Raw genomic sequence first — 18781 nt, forward strand, 5'->3', positions numbered from 1 at the left:
GCACTACCCAGCGCGCGCGCCCCTGGTCGGTAGTGCCGGCCGCTGGCCGGCAACCCCGGTCTGCTCGAACACCCCGGCCACCCAGTCGATGAACACCCGCAAGCGTGGCGACGGCGTGCGGTTGCGCGGGTAGACCAGGCTCAACGGGCTTGGCGTCGGCGGCGTCTCAGGCAACAGCTCGACCAGCTGCCCGCGCGCGATATACGGGTCCATCCGGTAGCGCGGCGCCTGGATGATGCCCAGGCCCGCCAACGCGGCCCCAAGGAATGCATCCGCGCCGGAAACACGCACCCGCGCCGGCAGCGGCACGTAGCGCACCTGTCCCGCCTGTTGGAACTCCAGAGGGATCAGCTGGCCAGTGGCGCTGGACCGGTAGCCGACCATCTGATGGCCTTGCTCCAGCGATTCAATGGTATCGGGCAGGCCGTGCGCCTGCACATAACCCGGCGCGGCCACCGTGACCTCGCGCAGCATCGTCAACCGGCGCGCCGCCAGATCGCTGTCGGCCAGCGTCCCCACCCGCAACGCCGCATCCACGCCTTCGCGCAGCAGGTCGACATAGCGGTCGCCTTCACTGACGTCCAGCTCGATCTCCGGGTAGCGCTGCAGGAACTCCGGCAGGTGCGGAAACAGCAGGTGCCGGCCCAGCGTGCCATGCACTTCAATGCGCAACGGGCCACGTGGCGGGGCATCACGGAACGCTGCCTCGGCATCGTCCATGTCGGCGATCAGGCGCAGGCAACGGCCATAGAAGGCCTCGCCTTCCAGCGTCGGCACCACCAGCCGGGTGGTCCGGTGTAGCAGGCGCACGCCCAGCCGCTGTTCCAGCGCCTTGATCGCGTCGGTCACCGTGGCCCGCGGCAGGCCCAGGTCCTCGGAGGCCCGGGTGAAGCTGCGGCGCTCGACGATACGGACGAAGGCGCGCATGGCCGTGAAACGATCCATTGTTCGGCTGTCCGGATGATGTTGACGGATTATGCAGGATTATCCGAAAAGGCAATGTCGCGAAGATGGCCCTGCGCCACTCCGGCGCGCCCGCTGGAACCGACCATGACCCTCTCCCCCGCCCGCTCTGTCGCACTGGTCACCGGCGGCTCCCGTGGCATCGGCGCCGCCATCTCCCGCCGCCTGGCCGCCGATGGCCACGCGCTCGCGATCAACTATGCGGGCCGCCGCGACGACGCCGAAGCCTTGGCGGCCGAACTGAACGCCGCCGGCGCGCAGGCCATCGCGCTGCAGGCCGATGTCGCCGATCCGCAGGCGGTGCGGCAGCTGTTCGATGCCATCGAGGCGCGCTTCGGCGGTATCGACGTAGTGGTCAACAGTGCCGGCGTGCTGCAGTTGGCGCCGCTGGCCGATACCGACGACGCCCTGTTCGAGCGGGTGATCGGCATCAACCTCAAGGGCGCCTTCAACGTGCTGCGCGAGAGCGCGCGACGGGTGCGCGACGGTGGCCGCCTGATCACCCTGTCCACCAGCGTGGTCGGCATCCGGCTGGAGAACTACAGCGTGTATGCGGCCAGCAAGGCGGCGGTGGAGACGATGGGCGCAATCCTCAGCAAGGAGCTGCGCGGGCGCAACATCACCGTAAACGCGGTGGCTCCCGGTCCGACCGCTACCGACCTGTTCCTGGACGGAAAGTCGCCGGAACTGATCGAGCGGCTGGCGAAGATGAACCCGCTGGAGCGGCTGGGTACGCCGGAGGACATCGCGGGTGCGGTGGCGTTCCTGGCCGGTGCCGATGGCGGGTGGATCAACGGCCAGGTGCTGCGCGCCAATGGCGGAATGGTGTAGTTCGCGGCCATTGCGCACCGGTAGTCGCCCACCTTGGTGGGCGCTTCGCCGCGTGCCAACCAAGGTTGGCCTCTACCGGGCGGAGGACCGGATATCGCCGTCAGCCCGTGCGTGCCTCGCGGCGGCGATGCACCCAGTAGTACAGCGTGGGCAGTACCAGCAGGGTCAGCAGCATCGCCGACAGCAGGCCACCGATCACCACCACCGCCAGCGGCTTCTGGGTCTCGGCGCCAATGGCATGCGAGGTCGCCATCGGCAGCAGGCCGAACATCGCCAGCAATGCGGTCATCAGCACCGTGCGCAGGCGTTGCAGCGAGCCCTGCACCACCGACTGCAGCAGGTCCATGCCCTGCTCGCGCAGCTGCGCGAAGCGACTGAGCATCACCACCCCGTTCAAGACCGCCTGCCCGAACAATGCAATGAAGCCGATCGCCGCCGACACCGACAGCGGGATGCCGGTCAACCACAGGGCGAGAATGCCGCCGATCATCGCCAGTGGCACGTTGGCCAGGATCAGCGCCGCACTGCTGATGTCCTTGAAGGCATCGAACAGCAGCACGAAGATGATCAGCACCGACAGCGGGATCACCCAGCCCAGCCGCTTCATCGCACGCTGCTGGTTCTCGAACTCCCCGGACCACTCCAGCCGGTAGCCTTCCGGCAACTGCACGCTGGCGTCCACGCGCTTGCGCATGTCGGCCACCACACTGCCCATGTCACGCCCGGCGATGAAGATGCTCACCGCCTTGACCCGCTGTGCATTCTCGCGCGAGATGTTGATCGCACCGCTGGCCATGCGGAAGTCGGCCACGTCGGACAGTGTCACCGTGTGCCCATCACCGATGCCGACCGGCACCGTACGCAGCCGTTGCAGGTCACGGTCGGCATCGTCCAGGCGCAGCGTGATCGGAAACCTGCGGTCACCCTCCCACAACTCGCCGACCTGGCGCCCGCCCAGTGCGGTCTCGATCACCTCGTCAATGTCGCGCACGTTCAAGCCATAGCGCGCAGCACGGTCGCGGTCGATTTCGATCTGCAGCTGCGGCAGTGAGCCGTCACGGTCGATGAAGGCACTCTCCACGCCCTCCACGCTACGCACCTGGCCCAGGATCGCCTGCGCCTGCTGGTTGAGTACATCCAGATCCGAGCCGCTGACCTTGATCACCACCTGGCCCTTGATCTGCGAGATGCTCTCCAGGATGTTGTCGCGCACCGGCTGCGAGATCGAGAACTCCGGCCCCGGAATGCGCTGCTCCAGCGTGCGCTGCAGGTCGCTGACCAACTGCCGCTTGTCCACCCCCTTCGGCCATTCCTTCTCCGGCTTCAACGCCACCAGCGCCTCGATCTGGTTCGCGCCCTTGGCATCGGAGCCGTCTTCCGGGCGCCCCAGTTTGGCCACCACCGTCGATACCTGCGGGAAGGTGCCGACCAGCTCACGGATGCGCCGCGACTGCTGCTGCGCCTCGGCCAGGCTGGTGCTGGGGTCAAGCGTGGCGGTCAGCCAGATCGAGCCCTCGTCCAGCTCGGGCAGGAACTCCGAACCCAGCCGGGTGCCCAGCGCGAGCGTGCCGACCAGCAGCGCAACCGCGGTCAGTACCACCGCACGCGGGCGAGCCAGGGCGCGCTCCAGGATCGGCCGGTACCAGCCGGTCAGGCGGTCCATCAGCGGATTGCCGTCGCGCATGCGGTCGCGCCGCAACCACCAGTAGCAGAACAGGGGCACCACGGTCAGCGCCAGGATCAAGGCACCGATCAGGGCCGAGGTCACCGAGTACGCCATCGGCGCGAACATGCGTCCTTCCTGGCGCTGCAGGGTGAAGATCGGGATGTGTGCGGCGATGATGATCAGCATCGAGAAGAACGTCGGGCGGCCCACTTCCAATGCGGCCGACAGAATGGTCGAGAACCGTGTCTTCCGGTCGGCCGCAGGTGGCAGCTTCGACAATCGCGAGACGATGTGCTCGGTCACGATCACCGCGCCATCGATGATGATGCCGAAGTCCATCGCACCCAACGACAGCAGGTTGGCCGGCACGCCCCACAGGTGCAGGCCGAGGAAGGTCGACAGCAGCGCAAGCGGCATCATCGCCGCCACGATCAGTGCGGCGCGGGCGTTGTACAGGAACAGCCACAGCACCAGGAACACCAGCACCGCGCCTTCCAGCAGGTTGCTGAAGACGGTTTTCAGCGTGGTCGAGACCAGCCACGAGCGGTCGTAGAACGGCTCGATGCTGACCCCGTGCGGCAGCTGGTTGGCCTCGATCTCGGCGATGCGCGCATGCAGGGCGTCGAGCACGTCGGACGGATTCTCGCCCTTGCGCATCAGCACCATGCCGAACACCGCATCGTCATTGCCGTCCTGGCCGACCAGGCCCTGCCGTGGCAGGCCGGTATCGGCGATGCCGGCCAGGTCACGCGCCAGGATCGGCGTGCCCCCGCGCTGCGCAACCACCACGTTGCCGATGTCGGCGGGCGAGCGCATCAGGCCTACGCCGCGGATCAGGAACTGCTGTTGGCCGCGCTCCACGTAGCCGCCGCCGGCATTCGAGCTGCCCTTCTCCAGGGCCTCGGCGAACTCACCCAGGCTGATGCCGCGGTCACGCAGCTTGTCCAGGTCCGGCTTGACCTGGAACGTGCGCGCGAAGCCGCCGAAGCTGATCACATCGGCCACGCCCGGCACGGTGCGCAGGCTGCGCTCCATCGTCCATTCCTGCACGGTGCGCAGCTGGGTCGGCGTCATGTGCGGGCCTTTCAGCACGTACCGGTAGATCTCACCCACCGCCGAACTCATCGCCTCCAGTTCCGGGGTCACCCCTTCCGGCAGCTCCACGCCCTGCAGGCGCTCCAGCACCTGCTGGCGCGCGAAGTAGTCATCGGCCTTGTCGTCGAAGGTCAGGATGATCATCGACAGGCCGAACTGGGTATGCGAGAACACCCGCACCGAATGCGGAATGCCGGACAAGGCCACTTCCAGCGGCATCGTCACTTCGCGTTCCACCTCTTCGGCGGCGCGGCCCGGGTGCAGCGACACCACCGTCACCTGAGTATCGGAGACGTCCGGGAAGGCCTCCACCGGCAGCACGCGGAACGCGGCGATACCGCCGCCGATGAACAACAGCAGTGCCAGCATCACCATCAGCGGCTGGCGCAGGCAGTAGGCAATCAGGCGATCGATCATGGGGCCGCGTGCCCCGCGCCGGTGCTGGCGGCGGCTGGCGCGCTGTCGACCAGCTGCTGCAACAGCAGGCCGCCCTCGACCACCACCCTGCTGCCAACCGCCAGGCCGTCACGCACCCACAGCCGGCCATCGCCCAGTTCCTCGGCATGCACGGCATGGCGCACGTAGCGTCCCTTGTCCTCCTCCACGAACACCACCTGCTTGCCGTCGATCAGCAGCACAGCCGCATCGGGCAGCGAGACACCGCCGTCGGCCGGCAACGCCACCTGGGCGCGCACGTACTGCCCCGCCTTGAAGCCGCGTGCGCGGTTGTCCAGCTCGGCGCGCGCCTGCACCACGCGCCGTTCGCTGTCGACGAAGTCATCCACGTGCTGCAGGGTCGCCTGCAGCAGTTGGCCATCGGCACCAGGTACGCTCACCTGCATGCCCGCCTTCATGCGTCCGGCCAGGCTCTCGGGAACATCCAGCAGCAACCACAGGCGGTCCGGATCGCCAATCATCGCCAATGGCTGTTCGCTGTCCGGGCTGACCGACATGCCCGGGCTCATCCGCCGCTCCACCAGCACGCCATCAATGGGCGCGCGCAGCGGCAGGCGCTGGTCGACGCGCTGGCCGTTGCCATATGCCTTGGCGAAGGCGGTTGCACGCGCATGATCGGCCTGGCTGCCGGCGAAGTTGGCCTCGGCCTCGTCCAGTTCGCGGCCCGACGCCACACCCGCCGCATGCAGCTCGCGGGTGCGCTCCAGTTCCTTGCGCGCCTGCTGCAGCTCGGCGCGGCCACGCACGCCCTCCGCCTGGGCCTGGCCGAACTCGGGCGAGGTGATCCAGGCAATCACTTGGCCGGCCTTCACTTTCTGGCCCGGCTGCACCTCGATGCGCGCCACCTGCCCCGGCAACGGCGTGCGCAGTGCACTGGAACGGGTCTCGTCCCAGACCACCCGGCCCGGCAGCTGCAGGCTGACGCTGGCGCCGGCGGTCACCGCCTCGCTGCGCAGCACGTCCAGCTGGCGACTGCCGGCAGGAAACTGGATCTGGCCGGCACTGATCTGCGGCGCATCCTCGGTGTAGGACGCCGGCTCACGGCCGCAGCCGCCCAGCAGGGCCAGCGCCAGCAAGGCCGGCAGCACGGCGTGTCGCGCCCGCGGGCGATGGGCGACGGGGGACTTCATCGGGACTCTCCTTCAGCAACGGATGTGGCCGCTTCCCAGCGCGCCAGGGCAATGGCATGGTCGGCGCGCGCATCGATCAGCGCGGCCTCGAAGTCGCGCCAACTGCGGCGCGCATCCAGCAGATCGGTCAGGCTGGCGGCGCCGCGCCGGTACGCCAGTTCGATGCCCTGCACCGCCTTGCGTGCGGCGTCGGACTGCAGTCCCTCATAGTCGCTGCGGCGCTGTGCGGCGGACTGCGCGCTGGCCTGCAGCTGGTCCAGCTCGGCGCGTGCTTCGCGCTGCAGTACCTGCAGCTCCAGCGCGGCGCTGTCACGGTCGGCCTCGGCACGCTGGATCGCGCCGCGTGCACGTGACGGGCCGCCGAGCGGAATGGTCAATGACACACCCCAGGTGACACCGCTGATGTCGGTCGGCTCGCGCTCGGCCTCCACACCCAGCTGGATGTCGCGCTGGCGCTCGCTGCGCGCCAGCGCCACGCCGGCGTCGGCCGCGGCCAGGCGCGAACGTGCCGCGCGCAGATCGGCACGCTGCTGCGGGTCGAACGCACCCGTATCCACCCTGCCCGCGGGGTCTGGCCACGGATCATCGGCGCTGAGGTCATGGCTGTCGTCGCGGCCGAGCAGCAGCCCCAGCGCATGCCGTGCATCGCGCAGATCCAGGGCCGCCTCGCGCGCCGCATCGGCTACGGCGAGATCGTCCACCGCCAGCCGCGCGCGATCCACCGGTGCCATCGCCCCTGTCGCGACCTGCTTGTCCGCCGCCGCCATCTGCTCGGCCGAACTCTGCCGGTTGGCATCAGCAATCCGCGCCCGCTCCTGGGCGCCCTTCAGGCCGAAATAGGTTTCATGCAGCGCCACCTGCTGGCGACGCCGCGCATCGAGCATCTCCAGCCCGGCCACTTCCAGCAGCGCGTCGGCCTGGCGGATGCGCAGTGCGCGCTTGCCGCCGCGCTCCCAGGTCCAGCCCAGGCCCACGGTGCTGTCCACCCGCTTGTCCTGCCAGCGTCCGGGGCCGATACCATGCTTGGGGCTGATCTTGCTGGTGCCGATCGACAGCTCGGTGGACGGGCGTAATGCAGCCGTCTGCGCATCGCCCTGCACACCGCGCAGCTCCAGTGCCGCCGCGCGCAGGTCCGGGTTGTGTGCTTCCATTGCGCGCTGCGCTTCCTGCAGGGACAGCGCCGAAGCCGCAGGCGCGCACAGAAGCGTGGCCAGCACGGCCGCTAGACGAGAGGAGAAATTCATGCACGCCACGGTAAGGTGATGCACTTGCGCCAAACTTGCCCCAACCTTGCACGAAGCTTGCAATGCGAATCCTGCTGATCGAAGACGACGCCGCTCTGGCCGATGGACTGATCCGCGCCCTGCAGGGTGCCGGTCATCTGTGCGACCACCTCTCGCGTGGACTGCACGCGCCGGCGGCATTGGCCAGCGCACCGTATGACGTGATGGTGCTGGACCTTTCATTGCCCGACGTCGATGGCCTGGACCTGCTCTCGCGCCTGCGCAATGACGGCGCCACCCTGCCGGTGCTGATCCTGACCGCACGCGATGGTGTGGAGGACCGCATCCTCGGCCTCGACCGCGGTGGCGACGATTACCTGGCCAAGCCGTTCGCACTCGGTGAGCTGGAAGCCCGCCTGCGTGCACTGTCGCGCCGCCGCAGCGATGCACCGGCGCAGAAACGGCTGGGCCGGTTGTGCTTCGACAGCATCCGCAATGAAGTGCAGGTTGAAGGCCAGCGCATCGAGTTGACCGCGCGCGAACTGTCGCTGGTCGAGGCACTGATGCAGCATCCCGGCCGCACCGTCACCAAGCAGCGCTTGTTCGATGCGCTGTACAGCTGGGACCACGAGGCCAACCTGTCGGTGATCGAGGTGCATGTCAGCCGCCTGCGCCGCAAACTGGAACAGGCGCGCGCCGGCGTCGGCATCCGTATGCTGCGTGGGCTTGGATACCGGCTGGAGGCCGTGGGTGACTGAGCGCGTGCACAGCCTGCGTGGCCTGCTGCTCAGGCGCCTTTGGCTACCGCTGCTGGTACTGCTGCTGTGCAGCGCAGTGGGTTCATTTGCGCTGGCCCGGTTCTATGCCGGCCAGGTCTACGACCGCTGGCTGCTGGATTCGGCGATGTCGTTGTCCGAGCTGGTGACGGTGCAGGATGGTCGTGCTTCGATCGAGATCACCCCAGCCGTCTCGCGCATGTTCAGCTGGGACACCGCCGACGAAGTGCATGGCGAGGTAGTCGATGCCGAGGGTGGGCGTCTGTATGGCGACCTGCCCGAAGCCCTGCCCCGCCCGGCGACGTCCGCCAACAGTGACGACGCGGTCTACTATGATGCGCAGCTGCGTGGTCAGGCCGTGCGCATGGTCGAGGTGGTGGTCAGCGCCGGACCGGGCCATGACATCCGGCTGCGCGTGGCTGAGACGCTTCGCAAACGCCACCGGCTGGAGCGCAAGCTGCTGCTGACCAGCGTTCCCTTCCAGGCCGCGATCCTGGCACTGGCGGCGTGGCTGGCCTGGTCCGGTACAGGCGCTGCCGCTCGCCATGCCAACCTGGTTGCGCGGAAGCTGGCCAGCCCGCGGCCGGATCCGTTGGCACCGTTGGACCCCGCGCAGGAGGCACCGCGCGAACTGTGGCCGGCGGTAGAGGCCTACAACGCGCTGCTGCAGCGTCTGGACGCGATGCAGGATGCGCAGCGGCGCTTTGTCAGCAATGCCGCGCACCAGCTGCGCACACCGCTGGCAGCGATGCAGGTGGAGCTGGAGAGTTCATTGCGCCAGCACGACCCGCAGGCCCAGCAGCTGGCGCTGTCCGGCACGCTTGCCGGGCTGGCCCGCTTGCAGCATCTGGTCAACCAGCTGCTGATGCTCAGCCGCTCGGAAGATCCGCATGGCAGCGCACTGCCACTGCAACCGGTGGACCTGGCTGCGTTGGCACGCGGGGTGGTGGAGCGCTACGCCGACCGTGCGTTGGCGGCGGGCGTTGACCTGGGCTACGAGGGGCCAGACGACGGCGTGCAGGTGCAGGGCGATCCGCAGCTGCTGCGCGAAGCGTTGGGCAACCTGCTGGACAACGCGCTGCGCTACGGTGCCGTGCCCGGCGTAATCACCCTCGGCGTTCGGCAGGAGACCGAAGGCGTGCAGGCATGGGTTGACGATGACGGCGCCGGCATTGCCGAAGCCGAACGCACGCGCGTCACGGAACGCTTCTACCGGGCCAGCAGCGAAGGCGATGGCTGCGGGCTGGGGTTGGCGATCGTGGCGGAGATCGCGCAGCGACATGGTGCGATGTTGAAGATCGAAACGGCGCCGCTCGGTGGCGCGCGGGTGGGGGTGCGGTTCCGTTCGCGTTGACGTCCTGCGTGCCAACCAAGGTTGGCACCTACCAAAAGCACCCCGACCCACGGATTCCGGTAGACGGCCACCTTGGTGGTCACCGTTGACCTCCCGCGTGCCAACCAAGGTTGGCACCTACCAGGTGCGGGGCAATGGCGGCGGCAGGACTGCGCCGCCCCGCATCACCGGCTCATCGAGTACGGCGCCTGCGCGCCCTGCCCCGGCCAGTCCTTGTTCGGCTCGGCCTGCATGCTGAAGCGCAGCTCGCCACCGGCCAGGATCTCGTCGTGGCGCAGGAAGGTGCGCTGCAGCGGCTTGCCGTTGAGGCTCACGCTGCCCACATAGGTGTGCTTGTCATCCAGGCCATCGGCCACGATGGTGAACGTCTTGCCGTTGGGCAGGCGCATCGCGGTCTTCGGCAGGAACGGGCGGCCGAGGATGTACTCGCCCGAGCCCGGTGCCACCGGATAGAAGCCCAGCGCGGTGAACACATACCACGCCGACATCTGGCCGACGTCATCGTTGCCGGCCAGGCCATCCGGACGGTCGGCGTACTGGGTGTCCATGATCTGCTTCAGGCGCGCCTGGGTGCGCCACGGCTGGCCAGCGTACGAGTACAGGTAGGCCACATGGTGGCTGGGTTCGTTGCCATGTGCATACCAGCCGATCAGCCCGGTGATGTCTTCCATGTGCTCGAAGATGGACGGATCCACCTTGGCGTTGAACACCTCGTCCAGGCGCGCGAGCAGCTTGTCGCTGCCACCGTGCGCTGCCGCCAGCCCGGCCACGTCCTGCGGCACATACCAGGAATACTGCCAGGCGTTGCCCTCGGTGTAGTCGGTTCCGTAGCCGCTGGCGCTGGGGTCGAACGGGGCGCGGAAACTGCCGTCGCGCTTGCGTGCGCGCATGAAGCCGGTGTCCTTGTCGAACGCATTGCGCCAGTTGGCCGCGCGCTTGTCGAAGGTCGCCGCGATATCGCCCTTGCCCATCGCCTGCGCCATGCGTGCGATGGTCCAGTCATCGAAGGCGTATTCCAGCGTCTTGCTGGCCGCTTCACCTTCCTCGTCGATCGGTACGTAGCCCAGCTCGCGGTACTGTGCGATACCGTCATAGGGGCCGTAATTGGCGGTCTCGACCATCGCCTTCAGCGCCTTGTCGGCGTCGAAGCCACGAATGCCCTTCACATAGGCGTCGGCGATCACCGGCACGGCGTGGTAGCCGATCATGCACCAGTCTTCCAGGCCATGGAACGACCACACCGGCAGCATGCCGTAGGGGCTGTGCTCATGGTGGGCCAGCATCGAATTGACGAAGTCGCTGTTGCGCTTCTCCGGCTGCACCAGGGTCAGCAACGGATGCAACGCACGGTAGGTATCCCACAGCGAGAACGTCGAATAGTTCGTGAAACCATCGGCCTTGTGCACGGCATTGTCCGAACCGCGATACTGGCCATCGGCATCCATGAACAGCGTCGGCCCCAACAGTGTGTGGTACAGCGCGGTATAGGCGCTGCGGCGAGCGTGCTCGGGTGCATCGATGTCGAGCACCGACAGCGCCTGCGTCCATTCCTGTTTCGCCTGCGCACGCACGCGGTCGAAATCGAAGTCGGCCACTTCCGCGTCGAGGTTGGCAATGGCGCCGGCCTCGCTGACCGGCGAGATGGCAACCTTGACCACCAGCGGTGCGTCCAGCTTGCCGAATGCGAAGGTACCGACCAGCTGACGGCCCTCGATCTGTGCGCGCTGGGACGGATCCTTCTCGCCCGGCGGCGGGAAGCCCTTGTAGACGATGTCCTGCTCGGTGTTGTGCAGCTCATGCCCGGCCAGCGGGCGCGAGAAGCGCATCGCGAAATACAGCTGGCGGCCCGGCGCCCAGCCACGCGTCTCGCGGAAGCCGGTCACCGTGCCGTCGGCACGCACCCGCACCCGCGACCACAACACCTTGCCCGGGTAGTCGTACATGCTGGTGCGCATGTCCAGCAGCACCTTGGCGTCGGTACCCTTGGGGAACGCATAGCGATGCACGCCCACGCGGGTACTGGTGGTCAGCTCGGCACGCACCTTGTAATCATCCAACGTGACCGCGTAGTAGCCCGGCTCCGCCTTCTCGTCATCATGGCGGAAGCGGGAGGCATAGCCGCTGCGCGGCTTCTCGGGATCGCCACGCTCCAGGCCGCGGCTGCCGGTGAACGGCATCAGCAGGATGTCGCCCAGATCGGAATGGCCAGTGCCCGAAAAATGGGTGTGCGAGAAGCCGACGATGCTGCTGTCGTCGTAGCGGTAGCCGGCCGCCCAACCGTAGGCCTTCTCGCGCGGCTGGATACGGGTATCCGGGCTGAGCTGGACCATGCCGAACGGTACCGTCGCACCCGGATAGGTGTGACCTTCGCCACCGGTGCCGATGAACGGGTCCACCGATGCATAGGCCTTGTCGGCGGCGGTTCTGGCAGGCGCGGCCGAAGCCAGGCCGGAAGCGAGCATCGCCGTGGCGGCGACAGCGATCAGGAGACGACGGTCCAGCGTGGGCATCGGCATTTGGATCGATTCAGGTGATAGCCTGATGCTAGCACCGGGCCTGTCACGCCGCATGCTGCAGTGCGACTGCCCCGCGTGCCGCGCCCGGTTCACTCCTCAATCGGGAAGCGCGCCCTGCAACGCCATGAGGTCCGCGCTGTCCAGCGGCCTCACCACCCGCGCGACCTCGTCTCCATCGTGCAGCAGCACCACCGTCGGCCACAGCTTCACTTTGAACGCTCGGCCCAGGGGCCTGCCCTTGCCATCCTCGATCTTCCAGTGCGGCAGATCGTTCGCTTCGACAAAGGCCTGCAACGCGGGCTGCGCGGCCTGGCAGTGGCCACACCAGGGCGCGCCAAACTCGAGAAGCAGCCAGCCGACCTGCGCCTCCACATCCAAGCGGTCGGGCTCCGCCGACAGGTGATCGCGCATGAATGGCATCCGCGCTACGCCGCCAGCGCCTTCTGGATATCCGCCAACGGCGCGTTGGTCAGGTCCTTGGCGATGTCGCCCAGCAGGCGGGCCTGGGTTTCCTTGTGCAGCAGCGGACGGATGCGTCCCAGCGTGGTCGGATCAGCGATCAACACCAGGTGTGCATAGCGGTTCTTCAACGCATCCTCATTGAGCTGTTCCGCCACCTGCTTGGCGAACGTCGCCTCGTTGAGCTGGGATACCGACATGTCCTTCGGCACTGCACCCGCAGGCCCCTGCCCGGATACACCCTGCTCGCTGATGTCCTGCGGGCGCAGTTCGCCTTCCTGCTTCAAGGCCAGCTGGTGATCGCTGCCGACATTGGTGAATACACGGGCCGAACCGCCATCGGCGACAACCACAAGCGTACCTTTGGGAATGCGACGGGTCATGCGATGCTCCTTCTCTGTTGCGTTCGCCCACAACGTAGAGGGCGGCATGTGAGCAGCACGACCAGATTCCGTTCAACGCACGTCATCATTGCTTTGCAGATGAACAGGCATGATGGAACACAGCGTGCAGACAACTGCGCTTCGCTGCACGCTCACGCGCGTGCCGTTATGATGGACGGATGATCGACACGACCCACTACGTGACGGGCGCACCTGTTACGTGGAAAGCACTGCCGACCGGCGCTTCGCTTGCCACGCATGTTCCTGCTCCGCCCATCCATCGCCTCGCGCTGGATCCTGGCGGATGACGCCCGCAGGCACTTCGCCTGCATCCCCCGCATCGCTGTGATTCCCGGCCGCTGACCGCGCGGCCGTCGTGGTCCCGTTGCCGTGCTTCCGCCGACACGGCGGTGCCTCGCCGTGCGCGTGCATCCACGCATGCGGCCGTTTTCTCCATTTCAAACCTCCCAGGGAGCCCCCATGCAGGACACCCCCGATGCACATGCCCATTTCGGCTGGTTCAAACGCCGCCGCCATCTGAAGGTCGATGAGATCACCGTCGTCGACACGCCCATGCTCAAGCGCGCCGTCGGCGCGGCCGCACTCGGCAATGCCATGGAGTGGTTCGACTTCGGTGTCTACGGCTATCTGGCCGTCACCATCGGCCAGGTGTTCTTCCCGTCCAGCAACCCCACCGCACAGGTGATCGCCGCCTTCGCCACCTTTACCGTGGCGTTCCTGGTGCGTCCGCTCGGCGGCCTTGTGTTCGGCCCGCTCGGCGACCGTTATGGGCGCCAGAAAGTGCTGGCGTTCACCATGATCCTGATGGCGCTGGGCACGTTTGCGATCGGCCTGATTCCGTCCTACGAGCGCATCGGCATCTGGGCGCCGGTGCTGTTGCTGCTGGCGCGCGTGGTGCAGGGCTTCTCCACCGGTGGCGAGTACGGCGGTGCGGCCACCTTCATCGCCGAGTATTCCACCGACCGCAACCGTGGGTTGATGGGCAGCTGGCTGGAGTTCGGCACGCTGGGCGGCTACATCGCAGGCGCCGGTACCGTCACTGCGCTGCACATGCTGCTGAGCAGCGAGCAGATGCTGGACTGGGGCTGGCGCATTCCATTCCTGGTGGCCGGCCCGTTGGGCCTGCTCGGCCTGTACATGCGCATGAAGCTGGAGGAAACCCCGGCGTTCCGCGCCTTCGCCGAAGAAGCCGAGAAGCGCGAGCACGACCGGCCGGGGCTGGGCGCACTGTTCCAGGTGCATGGTCGCCAACTGCTGGTGTGCATGGGCCTGGTGCTGGTGTTCAACGTCACAGACTACATGCTGCTGACCTACATGCCCAGCTACCTCAGCGTCACCATGGGCTATGCCGAGAGCAAGGGCCTGCTGCTGATCATCATCGTGATGCTGGTGATGATGCCGTTGAACATCGTCGGCGGGTTGTTCAGTGACAGGCTGGGCCGCCGACCGATGATCATTGGTGCCTGCATCGCGCTGCTGGTGCTGGCGATTCCGTGCCTGCTGCTGGTCGGCAGCGGCAACGACGGGCTGATCTTCCTTGGCCTGATGCTGCTGGGCCTGGCACTGGTGTGCTTCACCAGTTCGATGCCGTCCACGCTGCCGGCGCTGTTCTATACGCCGGTGCGCTACAGCGCGCTGTCGATCGCGTTCAACGTGTCGGTGTCGCTGTTCGGTGGCACCACGCCACTGGTGACCGCGTGGCTGGTGGAACGTACCGGCGACCCGCTGGTGCCGGCCTATTACCTGATGGGCGCGGCGGTGATCGGGCTGGTGACCATGCTGTTCGTGAAGGAGACCGCCGGCCTGCCGCTGCGTGGCTCACCGCCGGCAGTGGGCAGCGACAGGGAAGCCGCTGCGTTGTTGAAGAGCGATGTGCCGGTAACGGTGGACCCGAGTCTGCCACCACTGCCGGAGGCTGCGGAGCCTGAGCAGGTGAAGCCGGCCTGAGGCTGGCCGCAGAACGCGGTCCCCGCTTGGCGTGGACCTACGGGGCCAGTGGCGCCGGGCGAATACGCCCGGCACTCCCTGGCGCTATTTCTTGATGTGAGTCAGCTTCCCCGGCGTCCAACGCAGCGTCCATGTGTAGTTTCCGTCCGGCGGACAGACGTGGCGGTTCGGGCTCTTCCATTCGCAGACCGTCGCCCCGGCACTGACAGTGAAATCGACAACGATGCGATCACCCTGGATGCGGATGGCACGGATGGCGCCTGGGATCTGTTCAGCCGCGTCGTCAGCATAGCCATACCTGCGGATGGCGGCATAGTCCTCTGCTTCCACCGGCGACAGGCTGTTCGGGTTCTCCTGGCCGCGCGGATCGTTTGCCGTCAGCGCCGTCATCACCGCAACAACGTTGCTTTGGGCGAAGCTGCCGCCGGAATAGTCGGACGTGTAGAAATACACGACCTCGGCACGGCCATCGCCATCGAGATCGGCAACAGCGGTCCAAACCGGGCGGAAGTCGGATTCAATGTCGCCGCCGGGAATCAGCCGCAGGTTGGCTTCGGCGGCGTGGAAGGCCTGCACCAGGCTGGGCGGCGATGGTCGCTTGGCGGCAGGCGACGCGGCCATCGTCGGCATGCAGGACAGCGCCAGCGCCAGCGCAGCGAGCACCAGGCAGATGGAACTGGAGCGGAACGTCGCAGGTCCGTGCATGTCATCCTCCTTGAGTGTGCGGTCAGTCTAACCGCAGCTCCGGTGGCAGTCGTACACGGCGCGATTTCGCGCGATGTGTGAAAGGTATCCACGTATGGCGTGGATCTAATCCGAGGTGTTCAACTCCATCGCACGCATCACGATGGGCTTGGCCCAATCCGGCGTATGCAGCAGCTCGGCCACCGAGACCGGGTACTGCAGCTGGCCATGCGCCATCGCCAGCACCGGCAGCGGCTCGACGCAGCCGTCGGCGTCGGCGGGAGCGCTGTTGTCGTAGACATGCAGCTCGGCCAGGTGTGGCAGCAGGTCCAGCAGGTTCTCGCGCGCCGAATCGAAGCGGGCGTGGATCTTCTCCACCGGAATATCGTGGCCACCGGCCGCTACCCGCGCAGCGACGCGGGCGATGTGCAGCTCGACGCTGGCCAGGCCGCAGAACCATACCGCCACATGATGCTGCTCACAGGCCTCGCGCAGCAGGCCTGGAATGGTGTTGCCGCCCAACGTGGTCTCGAAGGCGAAGTCCGTGCCATCGGCCATGGCCTGGCGCAGGCGGCGGGTGCCTTCCTGCCAGGCCTCCGCATTGGCATCGGGCAGCGGCCAGCCGGCCTCCACCAGGCGCCGGGTGAACGAATCGGGGTTGAACCAGCCCAGCCCTTCGGCTTCCAGCCAGGTACCCAGCAGCGAACTCTTGCCGGCGCCATTGACGCCGGCAAGCACCAGGATCCGCCCCATCGGTCAGAGCGGGCGGCCGAGGGTGACCTTGCGACCGCGGCGGATCGGCTGGCCCAGCACCTTGCCCAGCCCCTCCCCGCGCTGCAGGCTGGCCAGGGTCTGGTCAAACTCACCGCGCAGGCGCAGCAGTTCTTCGCTGCGCTCACCGGCATCGCCGCCAGCGGCCTTGGCCAGCAGTTCCTGGTAGGTGCGGATGTCCACGATCACCGCTTCGGGGTGGTTGTGGTTGGTGATGACCAGCGCCTGCTTCTCGCGCACGGTGCGCATCAGGCTCGGCCAGCCACGGGTCTTCACCGACGACGCGGGGGCCTTTTCGAGGCCAGGCAGATCCAGCGGCAGGGTCATGGCACGGCTCCAGACGGGGACAGTTGAGGCCATTATGCCCAATTTGGCCCAATTGGGGATAAATGGACTTTTACCTGCCGGAACCGCCCGCCGCCGCGCCGGGAGCGTCGGTCTGCAGCAGGCTGTCTCGCTCGCGCAGCGGAAAGCGGATCCAGGCGTCCAGGCCCTGCGGGCCAAAGCGCAGCTCGCCGCTGCCGGCGAGTTCGTAGGGCACGCGCTGCTCGATCAGCGCCCGGCCAAGGCCACGCTGCCGGGGCTGCTCCCAGTCCTCCAGTTCGGCATGGCGCTCGCACCAGTGCAGACCCAGCCATGGCTGGCCGGCCTGAACCTGCAGATCCCAGGTCACCTCGATCCGACCATCCTCATGGGTCAGTGCGCCATGCCGCAGGGCATTGCTCGCCAGCTCGTGGATCGCCAGGGACAGTACTTCGGCCGCCTTCGGCGGCAGCAGCACATCCTCGCCCTGCAGGCGGTAGGCCGCCGCTGCCGGCGTCTGCGCCGCGATCTCCTCATCGAGCATGCCACGCAGGCAGACCCCGGCATTGGCGCCGCGAGTCAGCAGGCTCTGCGTGCGCGCCAGCGACATCAGTCGCCCGCACAACCGTTCAGCGTATTCATCCACGCTGCTGACCGACTCGCGGGTCCGCCAGGCAATGGCATGGATGGTCGACATGATGTTGCGCACCCGGTGCTGCAGTTCGGCCAGCAATACAGACTGGCGCTCGGTGGCACGCTTGAGATCGTCGATGTCCACGGCGATGGCAAATACGCCGCTGACCTCACCGTCGCCATCGCGCAGGGGCGCGGCCGCGACCCGGGTCCAGCGCGCGCGCCCATCGTCATGCAGATACTGGAACTCCAGCCCCGGCACCACGGTCTCGCCGCGCATCGCACGGGCGATGGCGAAATCCTCCGGCCCGATGGCGCTGCCGTCCGCATGCCAGCCACGCCAGCGATGCAGGTTCACCTCATCCGTGGAGGGCACCTTGCCGCTGGGCAGGTAGGCACGCATCTGGTCGTTGGACAGCTGCAGGCGCCCTTCGGTGTCGACAATGCAGACGCCCACCGGCAGCACCTTGAAGGCCAATGCCAGGCGCCGGTCCGCCTCCCGCCGCTTCTGCTCTTCGCGCTCGCGTGCCGATTGGGCCACATGCGCCGCTGTGGTCTCGAACATGGTCACGAGCACGCCGTTGATGCGCCCTTCCTCGCCACGAATCGGGCTGTAGGTAATGGTGAACCAGACTTCCTCCAACCGCCCGCGGCGCGCCAGGGGATAGAGTTTGTCCTCGTAGGTGATGGTTTCGCCCTGCCAGACGCGCTGGTAGATGGGCCCATTGATATGCCAGACCTCGGGCCAGCACTCGCGGGTCGGCTGGCCGAGCCCGCCGGGATGCTTGTCGGCCAGAATCTCGGCATAGCCATCGTTGTAGAGCTGCACCAGCTGCTCACCCCACAGCACGATCATCGGGAAACCATGGGCCAGCATCAGGTCGACGGTGGCGCGCAGGTGGGGCGGCCACTGCTCGCAGGCACCCAACGGCGTGGATGACCAGTCGTGGCGGGCGATGCGCGCGGCCATGCCATCGTGGCGCACATGCAGCTGCGGTGCAGGTGGCATCTGGCCACGCAGCTTGGCGGCGTGGATGTCTTCAGGACGGCGCGACATGCCGCGCAATCAGGCAATGCCCGCAGAGACCTGCGGCGCCGCCACCAGCGCGGCCAGCTGCTGCACCAGCGCTTCGATGTGATAAGGCTTGGTACAGCGCGGCGCGCTGGCAAAGCGGCTGGGCAGGTTGTCGTCGTAACCGGAGGTCAGCAGGAAGGGGATACCCGTCTCGGCCAGCCGATCGGCCAGCGGATAGACCTGCTCACCGCCCAGGTTGATGTCCAGCAATGCCACATCGATGGGATGGGTATCGACCAGCCGCCCCAGCGCCTGCAGGTCACCGGCAGGCCCCACCACCTGTGCGCCTTTCAGCTCCAGATAGTCGACCAGAAACATCGCGATGGCGAATTCATCCTCCGCCACCAGTACACGCAGCCCTTTCAGGCCCTCTGGTTTGTTGCCCGCTTCCAGCACGACCGGCGCTCCTCGATACACGCGGCCCAGCTCTGCCGCAACACCCGAAGGATGCGCGAAACGGGCTACAAGAGCGCGTGATGATGAATGAAGATCGCG

General features: G+C 67.2%; 16 protein-coding genes. 4 read left to right on the forward strand and 12 right to left on the reverse strand.

Annotation, left to right across the window (positions count from 1 at the left end):
- Positions 1-3: 3 nt before the first annotated feature.
- Positions 4-945: a LysR family transcriptional regulator gene (locus O0K41_RS15880; protein WP_088436401.1), complete on the reverse strand. Its 942-nt coding sequence runs from the start codon at positions 943-945 to the stop codon at positions 4-6.
- Between the two features lie 105 nt (positions 946-1050).
- Between O0K41_RS15880 and O0K41_RS15885 the strand changes: the two genes are divergently transcribed.
- Positions 1051-1794: an SDR family oxidoreductase gene (locus O0K41_RS15885; RefSeq protein ID WP_049396096.1), complete on the forward strand. Its 744-nt coding sequence runs from the start codon at positions 1051-1053 to the stop codon at positions 1792-1794.
- A 100-nt stretch (positions 1795-1894) separates the two neighbouring features.
- Here the strand turns inward: O0K41_RS15885 and O0K41_RS15890 are convergent, their stop codons facing one another.
- From O0K41_RS15890 to O0K41_RS15900, 3 genes are read right to left on the reverse strand one after another with little or no spacing between them, the layout of a single operon-like run.
- Positions 1895-4972, reverse strand: coding sequence for a CusA/CzcA family heavy metal efflux RND transporter (locus O0K41_RS15890; protein WP_088436402.1), 3078 nt, complete (start codon positions 4970-4972; stop codon positions 1895-1897).
- The gene (locus tag O0K41_RS15895; protein WP_099604802.1) at positions 4969-6141 is read right to left on the reverse strand and encodes an efflux RND transporter periplasmic adaptor subunit; all 1173 of its coding nucleotides are present in this window, start codon (positions 6139-6141) and stop codon (positions 4969-4971) included. Before O0K41_RS15895 ends, O0K41_RS15890 begins: the two co-directional genes overlap by 4 nt.
- Positions 6138-7385 carry a TolC family protein gene (locus O0K41_RS15900; RefSeq protein ID WP_099604801.1) on the reverse strand — a complete coding sequence of 416 codons (1248 nt, stop codon included), beginning with the start codon at positions 7383-7385 and terminating at the stop codon, positions 6138-6140. Before O0K41_RS15900 ends, O0K41_RS15895 begins: the two co-directional genes overlap by 4 nt.
- A 62-nt stretch (positions 7386-7447) precedes the next feature.
- Between O0K41_RS15900 and O0K41_RS15905 the strand changes: the two genes are divergently transcribed.
- Together O0K41_RS15905 and O0K41_RS15910 are read left to right on the forward strand one after the other, a co-directional pair.
- Positions 7448-8122: a response regulator gene (locus tag O0K41_RS15905; RefSeq protein ID WP_005413615.1), complete on the forward strand. Its 675-nt coding sequence runs from the start codon at positions 7448-7450 to the stop codon at positions 8120-8122.
- Positions 8115-9494 carry a sensor histidine kinase gene (locus O0K41_RS15910; RefSeq protein WP_108269793.1) on the forward strand — a complete coding sequence of 460 codons (1380 nt, stop codon included), beginning with the start codon at positions 8115-8117 and terminating at the stop codon, positions 9492-9494. The genes O0K41_RS15905 and O0K41_RS15910 overlap by 8 nt, the downstream gene beginning before the upstream one ends.
- Before the next feature lie 164 nt (positions 9495-9658).
- On the opposite strand, the gene O0K41_RS15915 is transcribed toward O0K41_RS15910, so the two are convergent.
- The 3 genes from O0K41_RS15915 to O0K41_RS15925 form a co-directional block, all read right to left on the reverse strand.
- Positions 9659-12010: a GH92 family glycosyl hydrolase gene (locus tag O0K41_RS15915; RefSeq protein WP_108269792.1), complete on the reverse strand. Its 2352-nt coding sequence runs from the start codon at positions 12008-12010 to the stop codon at positions 9659-9661.
- Between the two features lie 96 nt (positions 12011-12106).
- Positions 12107-12430: a thioredoxin family protein gene (locus O0K41_RS15920; RefSeq protein WP_049450880.1), complete on the reverse strand. Its 324-nt coding sequence runs from the start codon at positions 12428-12430 to the stop codon at positions 12107-12109.
- 5 nt (positions 12431-12435) lie between these two features.
- Positions 12436-12852, reverse strand: a complete 417-nt coding sequence (locus O0K41_RS15925) for a host attachment family protein (protein WP_149501144.1) — start codon at positions 12850-12852, stop codon at positions 12436-12438.
- A 480-nt stretch (positions 12853-13332) separates the two neighbouring features.
- Here O0K41_RS15925 and proP point away from each other — a divergent pair, with 480 nt between their 5' ends.
- On the forward strand, positions 13333-14820 hold the full coding sequence (gene proP, locus O0K41_RS15930) for a glycine betaine/L-proline transporter ProP (protein ID WP_005413620.1): 1488 nt from the start codon (positions 13333-13335) through the stop codon (positions 14818-14820).
- 84 nt (positions 14821-14904) lie between these two features.
- Here the strand turns inward: proP and O0K41_RS15935 are convergent, their stop codons facing one another.
- The 5 genes from O0K41_RS15935 to O0K41_RS15955 form a co-directional block, all read right to left on the reverse strand.
- On the reverse strand, positions 14905-15525 hold the full coding sequence (locus O0K41_RS15935; RefSeq protein ID WP_108269790.1) for a hypothetical protein: 621 nt from the start codon (positions 15523-15525) through the stop codon (positions 14905-14907).
- A gap of 105 nt (positions 15526-15630) precedes the next feature.
- A complete protein-coding gene (locus O0K41_RS15940; protein ID WP_024956515.1) occupies positions 15631-16257 on the reverse strand; it encodes an AAA family ATPase in 627 nt (208 codons plus the stop codon).
- 3 nt (positions 16258-16260) lie between these two features.
- Positions 16261-16602 (reverse strand): type II toxin-antitoxin system prevent-host-death family antitoxin, encoded by a 342-nt coding sequence (locus O0K41_RS15945; protein WP_005413623.1) that lies wholly within the window; start codon positions 16600-16602, stop codon positions 16261-16263.
- A gap of 70 nt (positions 16603-16672) precedes the next feature.
- Positions 16673-18268 (reverse strand): PAS domain-containing protein, encoded by a 1596-nt coding sequence (locus O0K41_RS15950; protein WP_049450885.1) that lies wholly within the window; start codon positions 18266-18268, stop codon positions 16673-16675.
- A gap of 9 nt (positions 18269-18277) precedes the next feature.
- Complete coding sequence (locus O0K41_RS15955) at positions 18278-18682, reverse strand: response regulator (protein ID WP_024956513.1); 405 nt, start codon at positions 18680-18682, stop codon at positions 18278-18280.
- Positions 18683-18781 lie beyond the last annotated feature (99 nt).

This window comes from Stenotrophomonas sp. Sm2128 (assembly GCF_030985535.1).
Taxonomy (GTDB): Bacteria; Pseudomonadota; Gammaproteobacteria; order Xanthomonadales; family Xanthomonadaceae; genus Stenotrophomonas; species Stenotrophomonas maltophilia.